Genomic DNA, 15,691 nt, shown 5'->3' with positions numbered 1-15,691 from the left:
ATCCGCGCCGATCGCATGGAATGTCGCGAGTTGGCGCGGTGTTTAGCGGAATCACTGCTGAAAAGCAACCGTTCCGCCAAGTTTTATTTTCAAAGCCTTAAAGCTTGGAAAGAATGGCTTCGACTTCGGCGGTCACCTGATCGATCTCCGCCATGCCGTCCACGGACTTGAGTTTGCCCTTGGCATGGTAGTAGCCGATCAACGGTGAGGTCTCCTTGTAATAGACCTGCAGCCGGGCCGTCATGGTTTCCGGAGTGTCGTCCGGGCGGCGCTTGAAGTGGGTGGAACCGCACTTGTCGCACACGCCCTCATTGGCCGGAACCTTGTCAGTGTCATGATAGACGCTGCCGCACTGTGCGCAGGAATAGCGGCCGGCAACACGACGGACCAGTTCGGCATCGTCGACACGGAATTCGATGACGACAGAGAGACCTAGACCCTTCGCCCTCAGCATCGCCTCGGTGGCGTCCGCCTGGACGAGCGTCCTGGGGAAACCGTCGAGAATGAAACCGTTGGCGCAATCGGGCTGATCGATTCGCTCGGAGACAATGGCGATGACGATCTCGTCCGAGACCAGCTTGCCGGCATCCATCACCGCTTTGGCGCGCTTGCCGACCTCCGTGCCGGCGTTGACCGCCGCACGCAGCATGTCTCCCGTAGAAAGCTGCGGAATGCCGTGCTTTTCCACGATCCGCTGGGCCTGGGTTCCCTTGCCCGCGCCCGGCGGCCCCAAAAGGATAAGTCTCATCGCCCCCTCTTTCCTCCTCGCAACTTCGATTTCTTGATCAGGCCTTCGTATTGCTGCGCGATCAGGTGACCCTGGATCTGTGCAACCGTATCAAGAGTTACGCTAACCACGATCAAAAGCGAAGTCCCACCAAGGGATAATGGAATGCCGGTTTGCGACACCAGAATCTCCGGGAGGATGCAGACGAAGACGAGATAGATGGCGCCAATCACCGTGATGCGGGTCAGCACGTAGTCAATATATTCGGCAGTGCGCTCACCCGGACGGATGCCGGGAATGAAGCCGCCATGCTTCTTCAGATTGTCGGCCGTGTCCTTCGGATTGAAGACGATGGCCGTATAGAAGAAAGCGAAGAAGGCGATCAGCGCCGCATAGAGCACCATGTAGAGCGGCTGGCCATGACCGAGGGCGGCAACGATCGACGTCGCCCAGGCAGGCATCGCCGTGGTGTTGGCAAAACCCGCGACCGTCGCCGGCAGAAGTAGGAGCGAAGAGGCAAAGATCGCCGGGATCACGCCCGATGTGTTGAGCTTCAGCGGCAGGTGCGACGTATCGCCCTGGAACATACGGTTGCCGACCTGGCGCTTCGGATACTGGATCAGCAGCCGGCGCTGGGCGCGCTCCACGAAGACGATGACACCGATGACGGCGATCGCGACAATGATGACGAGCAGGATGAGGCCGGTCGACAGCGCGCCGGTGCGGCCGAGTTCGAGCGTGCCGGCAAGAGCGCTCGGAAGGCCGGCTGCGATACCGGCGAAGATAATCAGCGAAATGCCGTTGCCAATACCGCGCGAGGTGATCTGCTCGCCGAGCCACATCAGGAACATCGTGCCGCCGAGCAGCGTCAGAACGGTGGAAATACGGAAGAACCAGCCCGGATCGACGACAAGACCCTGGCCGCTCTCGAGGCCGGCGGCAATGCCGTATGCCTGGAGCGCACCCAGAATGACGGTGCCGTAGCGGGTGTACTGGTTGATGATCTTGCGACCCTGCTCGCCTTCCTTCTTCAGGTTTTCAAGCGTCGGCACGACCGAAGTCATCAGCTGCACGATGATCGAAGCGGAGATATAGGGCATGATGCCGAGCGCAAAGATCGCCATGCGCTGAACGGCGCCGCCCGAGAACATGTTGAAAAGGCCGAGAATACCGCCTGCCTGGCCGCGGAACGCCTGGGCATAGGCTTCGGGATTGAGACCCGGAAGCGGGATATGGGTGCCGAGCCTGTAGACGAGGAGAGCTGCCAGTGTGAACCACAGGCGCTTCTTCAAATCCTCGGCTTTGGCAAAGGTCGAAAAATTGAGGTTGGATGCCAATTGTTCCGCTGCAGAAGCCATGCGATTCTCCGCCCTACCAATTCCGGCGTCTCTGGGGAAATACCGGCCCCGGAATCAGTATGAAAATAATTCAAAACTGGGTTTTGGACGGATTGCAGCGCAACCCCATGCCTCACCCTTGTTTTCCAGTCTTACCGGCATGACGCGGGGCGCCAGCCAAGTTTTTGTGAGGCCCACATATGGGAGCAAAATCGCCCGGTGTGAAGCACCCCGGGCGATATATCATCAGATATTATTCTGCTGCAGCCGGAGCCGAAAGCAGCGTCACTGTGCCGCCGGCCTTTTCGATCTTCTCGACGGCGGGCTTGGAAGCGCCTGCGACGACGATGGTGATCTTGGCCTTGAGCTCGCCGTCAGCGAGAACGCGAACGCCGTCCTTGGCGCGGCGGATAACGCCGGCGGCCTTTAGGGCAGCTGCGTCAACAGTCGCCTTGGCATCGAGCTTGCCGGCGTCGATTGCCGCCTGAATGCGAGCAAGCGACACGACAACAAAGTCGGAAGCGAAAATGTTGTTGAAGCCGCGCTTCGGCAGGCGACGATAGATCGGCATCTGGCCGCCTTCGAAGCCGTTGATGGCGACGCCGGAACGGGACTTCTGACCCTTGACACCGCGACCAGCCGTCTTGCCGGAGCCCGAACCGATACCGCGGCCGAGGCGCTTGCGGCTGTGGGTGGAGCCTTCGTTGTCCTTGATTTCATTGAGTTTCATGAGCGTTTCCTCCGTCTCACTTCTCGTCGACGATGCGAACGAGATGCTGGACAGCACGGATCATGCCGCGAACGGAAGGAGTATCCTCCAGCGTGCGGCGACGGTGCATCTTGTTCAGTCCGAGACCGATCAGCGTGCGCTGCTGGACGTCCGGACGGCGAATCGGGCTGCCGATCTGTTCGATCGTGACAGTCTTCGTTTCAGCCTTCTTGGTAGCCTTGGCCATTGGTCAGCTCCTCTTATTCTTCAGAGGCGTTGCCGGAGGCGCTACGACGAGCCTGCAGCGTTGCATACTTGATGCCGCGCTGAGCTGCGATGTCCTTCGGGTGAACCTGGTGCTTCAGAGCGTCGAAGGTGGCGCGAACCATGTTGTAGGGGTTCGACGAACCGGTCGACTTGGCGACGACGTCGTGCATGCCGAGCGTTTCGAATACGGCGCGCATCGGACCACCGGCGATGATACCGGTACCAACCTTGGCCGAGCGCAGCAGAACCTTGCCGGCGCCATGGCGGCCATGAACGTCGTGATGCAGCGTACGGCCGTCACGCAGCGGTACGAAGATCAGCTCGCGCTTGGCGGCTTCGGTTGCCTTGCGGATGGCTTCCGGCACTTCGCGTGCCTTGCCATGGCCGAAGCCGACGCGGCCCTTCTGGTCGCCGACGACGACGAGTGCTGCGAAACCAAAACGACGGCCGCCCTTGACGACCTTGGCGACGCGGTTGATCGCGACAAGCTTGTCGACGAATTCGCTATCGCGCTCTTCACGGCTCTGGCGGTCTTCCCGCTGCGGCCTTCTTTCCTGTGCCATTGTCCTCTTCCTTTTTCTTTTCCGGGTGCAATCGGCAAACAAATGTGGACCGCATCAGCCTCCCCTTTTGGAGAGTGCCGCGGTCCGGCGAAAATCCGGCCGGCGCTTGACGCGTCCGGCCGGAAACTGATCAGAAGGTGAGACCGCCTTCGCGGGCCGCTTCGGCAAGAGCCTTGATGCGACCATGATAGATGAAGGCGCCACGGTCGAACACGACCTCCGACACGCCGGCCTTGGAGGCGCGCTCGGCGACGAGCTTGCCCACTGCAGCAGCGGCGGCGGTATCGGCACCGGTCTTCAGAGAACCGCGCAGATCCTTCTCGAGAGTGGAGGCAGACGCAAGCGTCTTGCCAGCCACATCGTCGATGATCTGGGCATAGATGTTCTTCGAGGAGCGATGAACCGACAGGCGCGGACGGCCATTGGCCACCGACTTGAGATGACGGCGCACGCGGTTGGCACGACGTGCAAGTGCTTCTTTCCTGCTAGCCATTTCGCGTGATCCTTACTTCTTCTTGCCTTCTTTGCGGACGATCCGCTCGTCAGCGTACTTGACGCCCTTGCCCTTATAGGGCTCAGGACCGCGATATTCGCGGATTTCAGCGGCGACCTGACCGACTTGCTGCTTATTGATGCCGGAGACAACGATTTCAGTCGGCTTCGGAACGGCGATCGTGATGCCGACCGGCGGCTCATAGATCACGTCGTGGCTGAAGCCGAGGGCCAGCTGCAGGTTCTTGCCCTGCAGGGCGGCGCGGTAACCGACGCCGTTGATTTCGAGCTTGCGCTCAAAGCCGTCCTTGACGCCCTTGAAGATGCCTTCGATCATCGTGCGGGACATGCCCCACTTCGAACGCGCATCCTTGGTCTGGTTCACGGGCGTCACAACGACCGCGTTGTTTTCGAGCTTGAGGCTGATTTCGTCGTTAGCAACGAAAAACAGCTCGCCCTTCGGGCCCTTTGCGGTAACCTTCTGGCCATCGACCGTAGCCGTGATCCCAGCAGGCACCTGAACGGGCTTCTTACCGATACGAGACATGTTTCAATCCTGTCTGTTCGCTATGGAGATCCCTGCCCAATCTTAGAAGACCGAGCAAAGAACCTCGCCACCAACGTTCTGTTCGCGAGCCTGGTGATCGGCCATCACACCCTTCGGAGTCGAAAGGATGGTGATGCCGAGGCCGTTCGCGACCTGCGGAATGGACTTGACCGAGACATAAACCCGGCGGCCCGGTTTGGACACACGGCCGATCTCACGGATCACCGATGCGCCTTCATAATATTTCAGCTCGATGCTGAGCTCCGACTTGCCATTGCCGAAATCGACAACGGAATAGCCACGGATGTAGCCTTCGGACTGCAGGACATCGAGAACACGTGCGCGGAGCTTGGACGCAGGCGTCGAAACCGACGACTTGCGGCGGGAAGCGCCGTTACGGATACGGGTGAGCATATCGCCCAACGGATCAGTCATTGTCATCTAACCTGCTCCTTACCAGCTCGACTTGACGATGCCCGGCACCTTGCCGAGATTGCCCAGTTCACGCAGCGCAATACGCGACATGCGCAGTTTGCGGTAATATGCGCGCGGACGCCCCGAAACTTCGCAACGGTTGCGAATACGGGTCTTCGATCCATCGCGCGGCAGGGATGCCAGCTTGATCGAGGCCTTGAACCGCTCTTCGATCGGAAGAGCCTGGTTCATGATGATCGCCTTCAACGCAGCCCGCTTAGCGGCCTGGTTGGCGACCGTAGTACGGCGGCGCTTGTTCTTTTCAACTGCGCTTGTCTTCGCCATGTCAGGTTCCTTTTCTACGCTCGTCGTTACGGTTATTGACGGAACGGGAAGCTGAACTCTTTCAGGAGAGCCCGTGCTTCGTCGTCGGTCGTCGCCGTCGTGCAAACGATGATGTCCATGCCCCACATCTGATCAACCTTGTCGTAGTTGATTTCTGGGAACACAATGTGCTCCTTGATGCCCATGGCGAAGTTGCCACGGCCGTCAAAGCTCTTCGGGTTCAGGCCGCGGAAGTCGCGAACGCGCGGGAGCGCGATGTTGACCAGGCGATCCAGGAACTCGTACATGCGGGCGCCGCGCAGGGTGACCTTCGCGCCGATCGGCATGTTTTCGCGGACCTTGAAGCCAGCGATAGAGTTGCGTGCACGGGTGATGACCGGCTTCTGACCAGCGATAGCAGCCAGGTCGGCAGCAGCAACGGTCGGCTTCTTGGAGTCAGCCGTGGCTTCGCCCACACCCATGTTGATAACGATCTTGTCAAGCTTCGGGATCATCATCTCGTTGGCGTAGGAGAACTTCTCCTGCATCGCCTTGCGGATGCGCTCGACATATTCTTTCTTGAGCCGCGGCTCGTACTTTGCCTCAGCCATCGATCACTTCTCCAGAACGCTTGGCAACACGGACCTTCTTGCCGTCAACGACCTTGAAACCGACGCGGGTCGGCTTGCCGTCCTTGTCGACGATTGCAATGTTGGACAGGTGAACCGGAGCTTCCTTGGCGATGATGCCGGCTTCCTGTGTCTGCGTCTGGCGCTGGTGGCGCTTGACGACGTTGACGCCACGGACGACCGCACGATCTTCCTTCGGCATAACCTGTACGACTTCGCCGGTGCGGCCCTTGTCCTTGCCAGCGAGCATGACGACCTTGTCGCCCTTACGAATCTTCTGCATCGTTCGCTCCTTACAGTACTTCGGGAGCCAGCGAGATGATCTTCATGTGGTTCTTGGCGCGAAGTTCGCGCGGAACCGGTCCGAAGATACGGGTGCCGATCGGCTCTTTCTTGTTGTCGATGAGGACTGCTGCGTTGGTGTCGAAGCGGATGACCGAGCCATCCGGACGACGGATGTCCTTGGCGGTACGAACGACAACCGCCTTCATCACGTCACCCTTCTTCACACGGCCGCGCGGGATCGCTTCCTTGATCGAAACGACGATGACGTCGCCGATCGAGGCATACTTGCGCTTCGAGCCGCCCAGCACCTTGATGCACATGACACGACGTGCGCCGGAATTATCCGCGACGTCGAGGTTTGTTTGCATCTGAATCATATCAGGTCGCCTTCTTGGTTTACCGGAATGGTTGGGCCTAAGCCCCCTACCCCGGCTTATGAAAATGTTCGCCGGCCGACCTGCCGTAACGGCAGGCAACAACACGGCATAGCTGAATAGCGCGGGGTCGATCGTGCCAGGGTGGTTTCCCGAACGGGACCTTCCGTGCGCTCAAAGCAAAAGAACGCCCGGCATTCGAGCGTTCTGACGCTGCTTCATACAGATATTTCGGCGAGACGCAAGGCCTCGGCCAAAATTCTGTTACTTGCCCTGGGCGGCAATCACCGTCCAGCGCTTGTCCTTGGAGATCGGCGCGCATTCCTCGATGGATACGGTATCGCCGATCTTGTACTGGTTGTTTTCGTCGTGGGCCTTGTACTTCTTGGATCGACGAACGGTCTTCTGGAGCAGCGGGTGAGCGAAACGACGCTCGACACGAACCACTACCGTCTTCTCGTTCTTGTCGCCAACGACGACGCCCTGCAGGATGCGCTTCGGCATATTTTTCTTCCTTTAGGCCTTAACTTCTGCCGCCTTCTGGCGGGCAATGGTTTTCACGCGGGCGATGTCCTTGCGGACTTCGTTGATGCGCGAGGACTTTTCGAGCTGGCCGGTCGCCTTCTGGAAGCGCAGGTTGAACTGCTCCTTCTTCAGCTTGGCAAGCTCGTCCTTGAGTTGGTCGGCGGTCAACGCGCGAACATCTGAGGCTTTCATGAGCTCAATCCTTACTCTGCAATGCGCTGTACGAAGCGCGTCTTGACCGAGAGCTTGGCAGAGCCGAGACGAAGCGCCTCACGGGCGATCTCTTCGCTGACGCCGTCGATCTCGAACATCATACGACCGGGCTTGACCTTGCATGCCCAGTACTCAACGGAGCCCTTACCCTTACCCATGCGGACTTCGGTCGGCTTTGCGGTTACCGGAACGTCCGGGAACACGCGGATCCATACACGGCCGGCGCGCTTCATGTAACGCGTGATCGCGCGGCGAGCCGCTTCGATCTCGCGTGCGTTGACGCGGTTGGGCTCCTGAGCCTTCAGGCCGAATTCGCCGAATGCCAGGTCAGAACCGCCCTTGGCGACGCCCTTGATGCGGCCCTTGAACTGCTTGCGGTACTTAGTACGCTTTGGCTGCAACATTTTCTTACTTCTCCGAGCTTATCTTTCGCCAGCGCTAATTACGCGTTGTCGCGTTCGCGGCGACGATCGCCACGGTCGCGTTCGCGGCTTGCCGGACCCTGTGCGTCGCCTTCCAACGCGCGACGTTCGGAAGCCATCGGATCGTGCTCAAGGATTTCGCCCTTGAAGATCCAGACCTTGATGCCGCAGATACCGAATGCGGTTTCTGCTTCTGCCGTGCCGTAGTCGATGTCGGCGCGCAGCGTGTGCAGCGGCACGCGACCTTCACGGTACCATTCCGTACGGGCGATTTCCGCACCGCCGAGACGGCCGGCGCAGGTGATCTTGATGCCCTCGGCGCCAAGACGCATCGCGGACTGAACGGCGCGCTTCATGGCGCGGCGGAAAGCCACGCGGCGCTCGAGCTGCTGGGCGATCGACTGAGCGACCAGAGTTGCGTCGACTTCGGGCTTGCGCACTTCGACGATGTTGAGGTGCGTTTCCGAGTTGGTCATATCGGACAGCTTCTTGCGGAGCTTGTCGATGTCGGCGCCCTTGCGGCCGATGATCAGGCCCGGACGAGCCGAGTGGATCGTGACGCGGCACTTCTTGTGCGGACGCTCGATAACCACCTTGGAGATCCCGGCCTGCTTCAGTTCGCTCATCACGAACTTGCGCATTTTCAGGTCTTCGTGCAGCAGCTGGCCATACTCGGCATTGTCCGCGAACCAGCGGCTATCCCAGGTACGATTGATGCCGAGACGGAAACCGATCGGATTGATTTTCTGACCCATTATGCGGCCTCCTCTGCTGCCTGCACTTCACGAACGACGATCGTCAGGTGCGCGAAGGGCTTTTCGATGCGCGACGCGCGACCGCGGCCACGAGCGTGGAAACGCTTCATGACGATCGACTTGCCGACGTAGGCTTCGGCGACGACGAGTGCGTCGACGTCGAGATCGTGGTTGTTCTCGGCGTTGGCGATCGCGGATTCGAGCGTCTTCTTGACGGCGCCCGCGATGCGCTTGCGGGAAAACTCCAGCTCAGCGAGTGCACGCTCGACCTTCTTGCCGCGGATGGCCGCAGCAACCAGGTTGAGCTTCTGGGGGCTGACGCGGAGCGTGCGGGCGACTGCTTGCGCCTCGTTGTCCTTCAGCCGGCGTTCGGCTTTTGCCTTGCCCATTGTTACTTCCTCTTCGCCTTCTTGTCCGCGCCGTGACCGTAGTAGGTGCGGGTCGGAGAGAATTCACCGAATTTGTGACCGACCATGTCTTCATTGACACTGACCGGGACATGTTTGCTGCCGTTGTAGACGCCGAAGGTGAGACCGACGAACTGCGGCAGGATCGTGGAGCGACGGCTCCAGATCTTGATCACTTCTGCACGTCCGCCTTCACGAACCTTCTCAGCCTTCTTGAGAAGATAGCCGTCAACGAACGGACCTTTCCATACTGAACGAGCCATTGGAGACTTCCTCTCTTACTTCTTACGCTGATGACGCGAGCGCATGATCATCTTGTCGGTCGACTTGTTCGACCGGGTGCGCTTGCCCTTGGTCGGCTTGCCCCACGGTGTCACTGGATGGCGACCACCGGAGGTGCGGCCTTCACCACCGCCGTGCGGATGGTCGACCGGGTTCATGACGACACCGCGGTTATGGGGACGCTTCCCGCGCCAGACGGTACGACCGGCCTTGCCGTCGTTGATGTTGGCGTGGTCCGGATTGGAGACGGCGCCGATCGAAGCAAGGCAGATGCCGCTTACGAGGCGCTGCTCACCGGAGTTCAGGCGAAGGATCGCCATGCCCTGGTCTCGACCCACCAGCTGTGCGTAGGAACCGGCGGAACGGGCGATCTGACCGCCCTTGCCCGGCTTCATTTCCACATTGTGGATGATGGAGCCGACCGGGATATACTGCAGCGGCATGGTGTTGCCGGGCTTGACGTCGACAGCCTTCTCCGAAGCGATGACCTTGTCGCCGGCGGCGAGACGCTGCGGAGCGATGATGTAGGCCTGCTCGCCATCCGAATAGCTCACCAGGGCGATGAAAGCCGTGCGGTTCGGATCGTATTCGATACGCTCGACCGTGCCTTCGACATCGAACTTGCGACGCTTGAAGTCGACCAGACGGTAGCTGCGCTTATGACCGCCACCGATGAAGCGAGCCGTGATGCGGCCGAGGTTGTTACGACCACCGCTCTTGGTCAGACCTTCCGTCAGCGCCTTGACCGGCTTGCCCTTGTAGAGCGAGGAGCGGTCCACGATGACCAGCTGACGCTGGCTCGGGGTCGTCGGATTGAATGTTTTCAATGCCATTTTCTTATTCCTCAGAGACCGGTGGAGACGTCGATCGTCTGGCCTTCAGCCAGCGTCACGACAGCCTTCTTCACGTCCTTCTGCTTGCCGACGAAACCGCGGAACCGCTTGGTCTTGCCCTTGCGCAGCAGAGTGTTGACGGCCGTAACCTTGACGCCGAACAGCGCCTCGACAGCAGCCTTGATTTCCGGCTTTGTCGCCTGCTTGGCGACATTGAAAACAACCTGGTTGTTTTCGGATACCAGCGTGGACTTTTCGGTGATCGCCGGAGAGACGATCACATCGTAGTGGCGAAGATCGGTCACTTGAATCGCTCCTCTAGCGCTTCAACCGCAGCCTTGGAAAGCACGAGCTTGCCACGGCGCACGATGTCGTAAACATTGATGCCCTGGATCGGCAGAACATCGATGTTCGGGATGTTCTGTGCCGCAAGCTTGAAGTTGCCGTCAAGCTCTGCGCCGCCGATGAAGAGGGCGTTGGTCAGGCCGAGCGTCTCGAAAGCGGACGCGAGAGCCTTGGTCTTGGCTTCAGCTGCGACCAGGTTGTCGATGACGATAACGTCATCAGCCTTGATCTTGGCCGAAAGGGCATGGCGAAGGCCGAGTGCCCGAACCTTCTTCGGAAGGTCGTGCTCGTGGCTGCGAACGACCGGGCCATGGGCCTTGCCGCCGCCGCGGAACTGCGGAGCGCGAGCCGAATGGTGACGAGCGCGGCCCGTACCCTTCTGCTTGTACATCTTGGCACCGGTGCGCGAGACATCAGCGCGGCCCTTTGCCTTGTGCGTGCCCTGCTGCTTCTTGGCAAGCTGCCAGCGGATAACGCGGGCGAGAATGTCTTCGCGGGGCTCGAGGCCGAAAATCTCGTCCGAAAGGGAGACCTTCCCGGCGTCTTTTCCCTCGAGGGTCTTGACGTTCAATTCCATTGATCTGGCTCCCTTACTTCGCGGCCGACTTGACGGCGTCGCGCACGATGATCCAGGCACCCTTGGAACCGGGAACAGCACCCTTGATCAGGATCAGACCGCGATCTTCGTCGGTCGAAACCACTTCCAGGTTCTGTGTCGTGACGCGCGTCTGGCCCATGTGACCAGCCATCTTCTTGTTCTTGAAAACCTTGCCCGGATCCTGGCGCGAGCCGGTCGAACCGTGCGAACGGTGCGAAACCGACACACCGTGCGTGGCGCGCAGACCGCCGAAACCATGGCGCTTCATGGCGCCGGCAAAACCCTTACCGATCGTCGTACCCGTCACATCGACGAGCTGACCGGCGGCAAAGTGACCCGCCTTGAGCTCCGTGCCGATCTCCAGCAGATTGTCTTCCGACACGCGGAATTCTGCGAGCTTGGCCTTCGGCTCGACGTTGGCAACGGCAAAGTTGCCGCGCATCGCCTTCGACGTATTCTTCACCTTCGCCTGGCCGGCACCGAGCTGAACTGCGGTATAGCCATTCTTCTCGACAGTGCGCGTGGCAACGACCTGGCAGCCGTCCATACGCAGTACCGTTACCGGGACATGCTCGCCGGCGTCATTGTAGACGCGGGTCATTCCCACCTTTTGTGCAATCACACCTGAACGCATCGGTTCAATCCTTCCAACTCAGCTCGAGCAAGCTCAGAGCTTGATCTCAACATCGACACCGGCGGCGAGATCGAGCTTCATCAGCGCGTCTACCGTCTGCGGGGTCGGGTCTACGATGTCGAGCAGGCGCTTATGCGTGCGCATCTCGAACTGTTCGCGGCTCTTCTTGTCGATGTGCGGGGACCGGTTGACCGTAAACTTCTCGATGCGGGTCGGAAGCGGAACGGGGCCCCGGACGCTTGCACCGGTGCGCTTCGCCGTCGACACGATCTCGCGCGTAGAAGCATCGAGAATCCGGTGATCGAACGCCTTCAGGCGAATGCGGATATTTTGGCCGTTCATTCGACGTTATCCTTGTGTTTGTTTTCCGCATGTCTCTGGACAAGACACGGGTTGTTCTTTCTTCCTAAGGCGGACCACCGGTTTCAAAGATCGAGAGGGCGCCGATACCCGACATCCCTATCCAGTCTTCAGGGCCTTCTAGCCCACCTTATTTGCTTGTTCAGTCACCGCTTCGTCGTCCAAAGCGGCGCGCAAATCGCGCTCGCGCGCCATTTGCTACATTTCTGTGTAATAAGCAAGCGGCTTGCGCCGCCTGCATCATAATATTGTCATCGAATCGGCCACCCCACCGGAGTGGCCGAAGGAATTACTCGACGATCGAAGCGACGATACCGGCGCCGACGGTGCGGCCGCCTTCGCGGATAGCGAAACGCAGCTTTTCTTCCATCGCAATCGGAACGATCAGCTCGACGTCAACCGTGACGTTGTCGCCCGGCATGACCATTTCCGTGCCTTCCGGAAGCGTCACGATGCCGGTAACGTCCGTCGTGCGGAAGTAGAACTGCGGACGGTAGTTGGTGAAGAACGGCGTATGACGGCCGCCCTCTTCCTTCGTCAGGATGTAGGCTTCTGCCTTGAACTTCTTGTGCGGCTTGACCGAGCCCGGCTTGCACAGGATCTGACCACGCTCGACGCCGTCACGGTTCACACCGCGGATCAGCGCGCCGATGTTGTCGCCGGCCTGGCCCTGGTCGAGCAGCTTGCGGAACATTTCAACGCCGGTCACCGTCGTCTTCGACGTCGGACGGATGCCGACGATCTCGACTTCTTCACCAACCTTGATGATGCCACGCTCGACGCGGCCGGTCACGACCGTACCACGGCCCGAGATCGAGAACACGTCTTCGATCGGCATCAGGAACGGCTGGTCAACCGGACGCTCAGGCGTCGGGATGTACGAGTCGACCGCTGCCATCAGTTCGCGGATCGCGTCTTCGCCGATCTTCTTGTCGGAATCTTCAAGAGCAGCAAGCGCCGAGCCCTTGACGACCGGAATGTCGTCGCCCGGGAAGTCGTAGGACGACAGAAGCTCGCGAACCTCGAGCTCGACCAGCTCGAGAAGCTCGGCGTCGTCAACCTGGTCGACCTTGTTCAGGAACACAACGATCGCCGGAACGCCGACCTGGCGGGCGAGCAGGATGTGTTCGCGCGTCTGCGGCATCGGGCCGTCAGCAGCCGAGCAAACCAGGATCGCGCCGTCCATCTGCGCCGCACCGGTGATCATGTTCTTCACGTAGTCGGCATGGCCGGGGCAGTCGACGTGCGCATAGTGGCGGGCCGGCGTCTCATACTCAACGTGCGCCGTCGAGATCGTGATGCCGCGCGCCTTCTCTTCCGGAGCCGCGTCGATCTGGTCGTACGCCTTGAACTCACCGAAGTACTTCGTGATCGCTGCCGTCAGAGACGTCTTGCCGTGGTCAACGTGGCCGATCGTGCCAATGTTGACGTGCGGCTTGTTGCGCTCAAACTTACTCTTTGCCATTTTCGGCTCTCCGTTTTGCTAGTCCCCGAGAGGAGCTAATTCTTGTTATCGGTCAATTGGTATTCCGGTCACTTCTGACCGGAATACTTTGCCTGGATTTCGGTTGCGACGTTCGACGGGACCGGCGCGTAATGATCGAAGGTCATCGTGTACTGCGCGCGGCCCTGCGACATGGAGCGCAGGTTGTCGACGTACTTGAACATGTTGGCCAGCGGAACGTTGGCGCTGATGACAACCGCGATGCCACGGCTTTCCTGACCCTGGATCTGGCCACGGCGGGAGTTGAGGTCGCCGATAACGTCACCGACGTAATCTTCCGGGGTGACGACTTCGACCTTCATCATCGGCTCGAGGAGCTGAGCGCCGGCCTTCTTCGCTGCTTCACGGAAGCAAGCGCGGGAAGCGATTTCGAACGCCAGGACCGACGAGTCTACATCGTGGAAGGCGCCGTCGATGAGCGTCGCCTTGACGCCGAGCATCGGGAAGCCAGCCAGCGGACCGGAAGACAGAACGCTCTCGATGCCCTTCTGAACGCCCGGGATGTATTCCTTCGGAACAGAGCCGCCGACGATCTTGGATTCGAACTTGAAGTCTTCGCCTTCCGGGTTCGGTTCGAAGATGATCTTGACACGTGCGAACTGGCCGGTACCACCGGTCTGCTTCTTGTGCGTATAGTCTTCTTCGGTCTGGCGCGTGATGGTTTCGCGGTAAGCAACCTGCGGCGCACCGACGTTTGCTTCGACCTTGAACTCGCGACGCATGCGGTCGACGATGATGTCGAGATGCAGTTCGCCCATGCCGGCGATGATCGTCTGGCCGGATTCCTGGTCCGTCTTCACGCGGAAGGACGGGTCTTCAGCTGCCAGGCGGTTGAGCGCGAGGCCCATCTTTTCCTGGTCGCCCTTGGACTTCGGCTCGATGGCGATCTGGATGACCGGCTCGGGGAATTCCATGCGCTCGAGGATAACCGGCTTCAGCGGATCGCAGAGCGTATCGCCAGTGGTGGTTTCCTTGAGGCCGGCGAGAGCAACGATGTCGCCCGCGAAGGCTTCTTCGATGTCTTCACGCGAGTTGGAGTGCATCTGCAGCATACGGCCGACGCGCTCGCGCTTGTCCTTGACCGTGTTCAGAACCGAGGAGCCCTTTTCGAGCTTGCCGGAGTAGATGCGTGCGAAGGTGAGCGAACCGACGAAGGGGTCGTTCATGATCTTGAACGCCAGCATCGAAAGCGGCTCGGCGTCGTCTGCATGACGCTCGATATCAGCTTCGGTCTTGAAGTCGATGCCCTTGATCGCCGGAATGTCGAGCGGCGACGGCAGGTAGTCGACGACGGCGTCGAGCAGCGGCTGCACACCCTTGTTCTTGAAGGCGGTGCCGCAGAACATCGGATGGAACTTGACGTCGATCGTGCCGCGGCGAACGAGTTCGCGGATCTTATCGTTGTCGGGCATGTTGCCTTCGAGGTAGGCTTCCATCGCAGCTTCGTCGATCTCGACGACCGTCTCGATCAGCTTTTCACGATATTCTTCAGCCTTGGCCTTCAGGTCATCCGGGATTTCGACGACGTCCCACTGGGCGCCGAGCGATTCGTCGCGCCAGATCAGGGCATTCATCTCGACGAGGTCGACAACGCCCTTGAAGTCGCTTTCAGCGCCGATCGGCAGCTGCATGACGACGGCGGTCGCACCGAGACGCGTCTTGATCATCTCGACCGAGCGGTAGAAGTCCGCGCCGGTCTTGTCCATCTTGTTGCAGAAGATCATCCGCGGAACATTGTACTTCTCAGCCTGGCGCCAGACGGTTTCCGTCTGCGGCTCCACGCCGGCGTTGGCGTCGAGCAGCGCGATGGCGCCGTCCAGAACGCGCAGCGAACGCTCGACTTCGATGGTGAAGTCGACGTGGCCGGGAGTGTCGATGATGTTGAAGCGGCGCATCTTGCCGTCACGGCCCTTCCAGAAGGTCGTGGTGGCAGCGGACGTGATCGTGATGCCACGCTCCTGCTCCTGCTCCATCCAGTCCATGGTGGCTGCGCCGTCGTGGACTTCGCCGATCTTGTGCGACTTGCCGGTGTAGTAAAGGATACGCTCGGTGGTCGTGGTCTTGCCGGCGTCGATATGCGCCATGATACCGAAATTGCGGTAGTCTTCGATCTTATATTCGCGAGCCATTGTGGACTGCCTTTCG

The 15,691-nt window shown here is 59.9% G+C and carries 25 protein-coding genes; all 25 read right to left on the bottom strand.

The window, feature by feature from the left end; translation table 11 throughout:
* Positions 1–97 precede the first annotated feature (97 nt).
* The 25 genes from HJB91_RS23735 to fusA all read right to left on the bottom strand — a co-directional run bounded on the left by HJB91_RS23735 (position 98) and on the right by fusA (position 15,675).
* The gene (locus tag HJB91_RS23735) at positions 98–748 is read right to left on the bottom strand and encodes an adenylate kinase (protein ID WP_210628244.1); all 651 of its coding nucleotides are present in this window, start codon (positions 746–748) and stop codon (positions 98–100) included.
* Positions 745–2,085 carry a preprotein translocase subunit SecY gene (gene secY / locus HJB91_RS23730; RefSeq protein ID WP_085777822.1) on the bottom strand — a complete coding sequence of 447 codons (1,341 nt, stop codon included), beginning with the start codon at positions 2,083–2,085 and terminating at the stop codon, positions 745–747. Before secY ends, HJB91_RS23735 begins: the two co-directional genes overlap by 4 nt.
* Positions 2,086–2,317: 232 nt before the next feature.
* Positions 2,318–2,794 (bottom strand): 50S ribosomal protein L15, encoded by a 477-nt coding sequence (gene rplO / locus HJB91_RS23725; RefSeq protein WP_210628245.1) that lies wholly within the window; start codon positions 2,792–2,794, stop codon positions 2,318–2,320.
* A gap of 16 nt (positions 2,795–2,810) precedes the next feature.
* A complete protein-coding gene (gene rpmD, locus HJB91_RS23720) occupies positions 2,811–3,020 on the bottom strand; it encodes a 50S ribosomal protein L30 (protein WP_221155986.1) in 210 nt (69 codons plus the stop codon).
* A gap of 13 nt (positions 3,021–3,033) precedes the next feature.
* Positions 3,034–3,603: a 30S ribosomal protein S5 gene (gene rpsE / locus HJB91_RS23715; protein WP_003573784.1), complete on the bottom strand. Its 570-nt coding sequence runs from the start codon at positions 3,601–3,603 to the stop codon at positions 3,034–3,036.
* Positions 3,604–3,733: 130 nt separating this feature from the next.
* The gene (gene rplR / locus HJB91_RS23710; protein WP_210628246.1) at positions 3,734–4,096 is read right to left on the bottom strand and encodes a 50S ribosomal protein L18; all 363 of its coding nucleotides are present in this window, start codon (positions 4,094–4,096) and stop codon (positions 3,734–3,736) included.
* A 12-nt stretch (positions 4,097–4,108) separates the two neighbouring features.
* Entirely contained in the window at positions 4,109–4,642 is a 534-nt protein-coding gene (gene rplF, locus HJB91_RS23705; protein ID WP_008521309.1) for a 50S ribosomal protein L6, read from the bottom strand.
* A 42-nt stretch (positions 4,643–4,684) separates the two neighbouring features.
* Positions 4,685–5,083 carry a 30S ribosomal protein S8 gene (gene rpsH, locus HJB91_RS23700; RefSeq protein ID WP_003547562.1) on the bottom strand — a complete coding sequence of 133 codons (399 nt, stop codon included), beginning with the start codon at positions 5,081–5,083 and terminating at the stop codon, positions 4,685–4,687.
* A gap of 12 nt (positions 5,084–5,095) precedes the next feature.
* Complete coding sequence (rpsN, locus tag HJB91_RS23695; protein WP_003573787.1) at positions 5,096–5,401, bottom strand: 30S ribosomal protein S14; 306 nt, start codon at positions 5,399–5,401, stop codon at positions 5,096–5,098.
* Between the two features lie 32 nt (positions 5,402–5,433).
* Positions 5,434–5,991 (bottom strand): 50S ribosomal protein L5, encoded by a 558-nt coding sequence (rplE, locus tag HJB91_RS23690; RefSeq protein ID WP_004674930.1) that lies wholly within the window; start codon positions 5,989–5,991, stop codon positions 5,434–5,436.
* The gene (rplX, locus tag HJB91_RS23685; RefSeq protein ID WP_008521328.1) at positions 5,984–6,292 is read right to left on the bottom strand and encodes a 50S ribosomal protein L24; all 309 of its coding nucleotides are present in this window, start codon (positions 6,290–6,292) and stop codon (positions 5,984–5,986) included. The genes rplE and rplX overlap by 8 nt, the downstream gene beginning before the upstream one ends.
* A 10-nt stretch (positions 6,293–6,302) precedes the next feature.
* Entirely contained in the window at positions 6,303–6,671 is a 369-nt protein-coding gene (rplN, locus tag HJB91_RS23680) for a 50S ribosomal protein L14 (RefSeq protein WP_003573790.1), read from the bottom strand.
* Between the two features lie 261 nt (positions 6,672–6,932).
* Positions 6,933–7,172, bottom strand: coding sequence for a 30S ribosomal protein S17 (rpsQ, locus tag HJB91_RS23675; RefSeq protein ID WP_004674926.1), 240 nt, complete (start codon positions 7,170–7,172; stop codon positions 6,933–6,935).
* Positions 7,173–7,184: 12 nt separating this feature from the next.
* The gene (gene rpmC / locus HJB91_RS23670) at positions 7,185–7,385 is read right to left on the bottom strand and encodes a 50S ribosomal protein L29 (protein WP_004674925.1); all 201 of its coding nucleotides are present in this window, start codon (positions 7,383–7,385) and stop codon (positions 7,185–7,187) included.
* An 11-nt stretch (positions 7,386–7,396) separates the two neighbouring features.
* Positions 7,397–7,810 carry a 50S ribosomal protein L16 gene (gene rplP / locus HJB91_RS23665; protein ID WP_003573792.1) on the bottom strand — a complete coding sequence of 138 codons (414 nt, stop codon included), beginning with the start codon at positions 7,808–7,810 and terminating at the stop codon, positions 7,397–7,399.
* A 38-nt stretch (positions 7,811–7,848) separates the two neighbouring features.
* Positions 7,849–8,583, bottom strand: coding sequence for a 30S ribosomal protein S3 (gene rpsC, locus HJB91_RS23660; protein ID WP_003573793.1), 735 nt, complete (start codon positions 8,581–8,583; stop codon positions 7,849–7,851).
* Positions 8,583–8,972: a 50S ribosomal protein L22 gene (rplV, locus tag HJB91_RS23655; RefSeq protein ID WP_004674922.1), complete on the bottom strand. Its 390-nt coding sequence runs from the start codon at positions 8,970–8,972 to the stop codon at positions 8,583–8,585. Before rplV ends, rpsC begins: the two co-directional genes overlap by 1 nt.
* Before the next feature lie 2 nt (positions 8,973–8,974).
* Complete coding sequence (gene rpsS, locus HJB91_RS23650; protein WP_007531666.1) at positions 8,975–9,253, bottom strand: 30S ribosomal protein S19; 279 nt, start codon at positions 9,251–9,253, stop codon at positions 8,975–8,977.
* 15 nt (positions 9,254–9,268) lie between these two features.
* On the bottom strand, positions 9,269–10,105 hold the full coding sequence (gene rplB, locus HJB91_RS23645) for a 50S ribosomal protein L2 (protein ID WP_184452872.1): 837 nt from the start codon (positions 10,103–10,105) through the stop codon (positions 9,269–9,271).
* A gap of 11 nt (positions 10,106–10,116) precedes the next feature.
* Positions 10,117–10,410, bottom strand: coding sequence for a 50S ribosomal protein L23 (locus HJB91_RS23640; RefSeq protein WP_003547550.1), 294 nt, complete (start codon positions 10,408–10,410; stop codon positions 10,117–10,119).
* The gene (gene rplD / locus HJB91_RS23635) at positions 10,407–11,027 is read right to left on the bottom strand and encodes a 50S ribosomal protein L4 (RefSeq protein ID WP_221155985.1); all 621 of its coding nucleotides are present in this window, start codon (positions 11,025–11,027) and stop codon (positions 10,407–10,409) included. The genes HJB91_RS23640 and rplD overlap by 4 nt, the downstream gene beginning before the upstream one ends.
* Before the next feature lie 13 nt (positions 11,028–11,040).
* The gene (gene rplC / locus HJB91_RS23630) at positions 11,041–11,682 is read right to left on the bottom strand and encodes a 50S ribosomal protein L3 (RefSeq protein ID WP_004674916.1); all 642 of its coding nucleotides are present in this window, start codon (positions 11,680–11,682) and stop codon (positions 11,041–11,043) included.
* Positions 11,683–11,715: 33 nt separating this feature from the next.
* On the bottom strand, positions 11,716–12,024 hold the full coding sequence (rpsJ, locus tag HJB91_RS23625; RefSeq protein ID WP_003547547.1) for a 30S ribosomal protein S10: 309 nt from the start codon (positions 12,022–12,024) through the stop codon (positions 11,716–11,718).
* Positions 12,025–12,331: 307 nt separating this feature from the next.
* Positions 12,332–13,507 (bottom strand): elongation factor Tu, encoded by a 1,176-nt coding sequence (tuf, locus tag HJB91_RS23620; protein WP_011424970.1) that lies wholly within the window; start codon positions 13,505–13,507, stop codon positions 12,332–12,334.
* Between the two features lie 68 nt (positions 13,508–13,575).
* Entirely contained in the window at positions 13,576–15,675 is a 2,100-nt protein-coding gene (fusA, locus tag HJB91_RS23615) for an elongation factor G (RefSeq protein WP_210628248.1), read from the bottom strand.
* Between the last annotated feature and the right edge of the window lie 16 nt (positions 15,676–15,691).

Source organism: Rhizobium sp. NLR10b (genome assembly GCF_019685435.1).
GTDB lineage: Bacteria > Pseudomonadota > Alphaproteobacteria > Rhizobiales > Rhizobiaceae > Rhizobium.
This window is presented reverse-complemented; position numbering and strand designations above follow the sequence as displayed.

What these genes read in the sequence shown, in the direction of transcription:
- HJB91_RS23735 (WP_210628244.1), bottom strand. Translation starts at nt 748, where the DNA reads ATGAGACTTATCCTTTTGGGGCCGCCGGGCGCGGGCAAGGGAACCCAG.
- secY (WP_085777822.1), bottom strand. Translation starts at nt 2,085, where the DNA reads ATGGCTTCTGCAGCGGAACAATTGGCATCCAACCTCAATTTTTCGACC.
- rplO (WP_210628245.1), bottom strand. Translation starts at nt 2,794, where the DNA reads ATGAAACTCAATGAAATCAAGGACAACGAAGGCTCCACCCACAGCCGC.
- rpmD (WP_221155986.1), bottom strand. Translation starts at nt 3,020, where the DNA reads ATGGCCAAGGCTACCAAGAAGGCTGAAACGAAGACTGTCACGATCGAA.
- rpsE (WP_003573784.1), bottom strand. Translation starts at nt 3,603, where the DNA reads ATGGCACAGGAAAGAAGGCCGCAGCGGGAAGACCGCCAGAGCCGTGAA.
- rplR (WP_210628246.1), bottom strand. Translation starts at nt 4,096, where the DNA reads ATGGCTAGCAGGAAAGAAGCACTTGCACGTCGTGCCAACCGCGTGCGC.
- rplF (WP_008521309.1), bottom strand. Translation starts at nt 4,642, where the DNA reads ATGTCTCGTATCGGTAAGAAGCCCGTTCAGGTGCCTGCTGGGATCACG.
- rpsH (WP_003547562.1), bottom strand. Translation starts at nt 5,083, where the DNA reads ATGACAATGACTGATCCGTTGGGCGATATGCTCACCCGTATCCGTAAC.
- rpsN (WP_003573787.1), bottom strand. Translation starts at nt 5,401, where the DNA reads ATGGCGAAGACAAGCGCAGTTGAAAAGAACAAGCGCCGCCGTACTACG.
- rplE (WP_004674930.1), bottom strand. Translation starts at nt 5,991, where the DNA reads ATGGCTGAGGCAAAGTACGAGCCGCGGCTCAAGAAAGAATATGTCGAG.
- rplX (WP_008521328.1), bottom strand. Translation starts at nt 6,292, where the DNA reads ATGCAGAAGATTCGTAAGGGCGACAAGGTCGTCATGCTCGCTGGCAAG.
- rplN (WP_003573790.1), bottom strand. Translation starts at nt 6,671, where the DNA reads ATGATTCAGATGCAAACAAACCTCGACGTCGCGGATAATTCCGGCGCA.
- rpsQ (WP_004674926.1), bottom strand. Translation starts at nt 7,172, where the DNA reads ATGCCGAAGCGCATCCTGCAGGGCGTCGTCGTTGGCGACAAGAACGAG.
- rpmC (WP_004674925.1), bottom strand. Translation starts at nt 7,385, where the DNA reads ATGAAAGCCTCAGATGTTCGCGCGTTGACCGCCGACCAACTCAAGGAC.
- rplP (WP_003573792.1), bottom strand. Translation starts at nt 7,810, where the DNA reads ATGTTGCAGCCAAAGCGTACTAAGTACCGCAAGCAGTTCAAGGGCCGC.
- rpsC (WP_003573793.1), bottom strand. Translation starts at nt 8,583, where the DNA reads ATGGGTCAGAAAATCAATCCGATCGGTTTCCGTCTCGGCATCAATCGT.
- rplV (WP_004674922.1), bottom strand. Translation starts at nt 8,972, where the DNA reads ATGGGCAAGGCAAAAGCCGAACGCCGGCTGAAGGACAACGAGGCGCAA.
- rpsS (WP_007531666.1), bottom strand. Translation starts at nt 9,253, where the DNA reads ATGGCTCGTTCAGTATGGAAAGGTCCGTTCGTTGACGGCTATCTTCTC.
- rplB (WP_184452872.1), bottom strand. Translation starts at nt 10,105, where the DNA reads ATGGCATTGAAAACATTCAATCCGACGACCCCGAGCCAGCGTCAGCTG.
- rplD (WP_221155985.1), bottom strand. Translation starts at nt 11,027, where the DNA reads ATGGAATTGAACGTCAAGACCCTCGAGGGAAAAGACGCCGGGAAGGTC.
- rplC (WP_004674916.1), bottom strand. Translation starts at nt 11,682, where the DNA reads ATGCGTTCAGGTGTGATTGCACAAAAGGTGGGAATGACCCGCGTCTAC.
- rpsJ (WP_003547547.1), bottom strand. Translation starts at nt 12,024, where the DNA reads ATGAACGGCCAAAATATCCGCATTCGCCTGAAGGCGTTCGATCACCGG.
- tuf (WP_011424970.1), bottom strand. Translation starts at nt 13,507, where the DNA reads ATGGCAAAGAGTAAGTTTGAGCGCAACAAGCCGCACGTCAACATTGGC.
- fusA (WP_210628248.1), bottom strand. Translation starts at nt 15,675, where the DNA reads ATGGCTCGCGAATATAAGATCGAAGACTACCGCAATTTCGGTATCATG.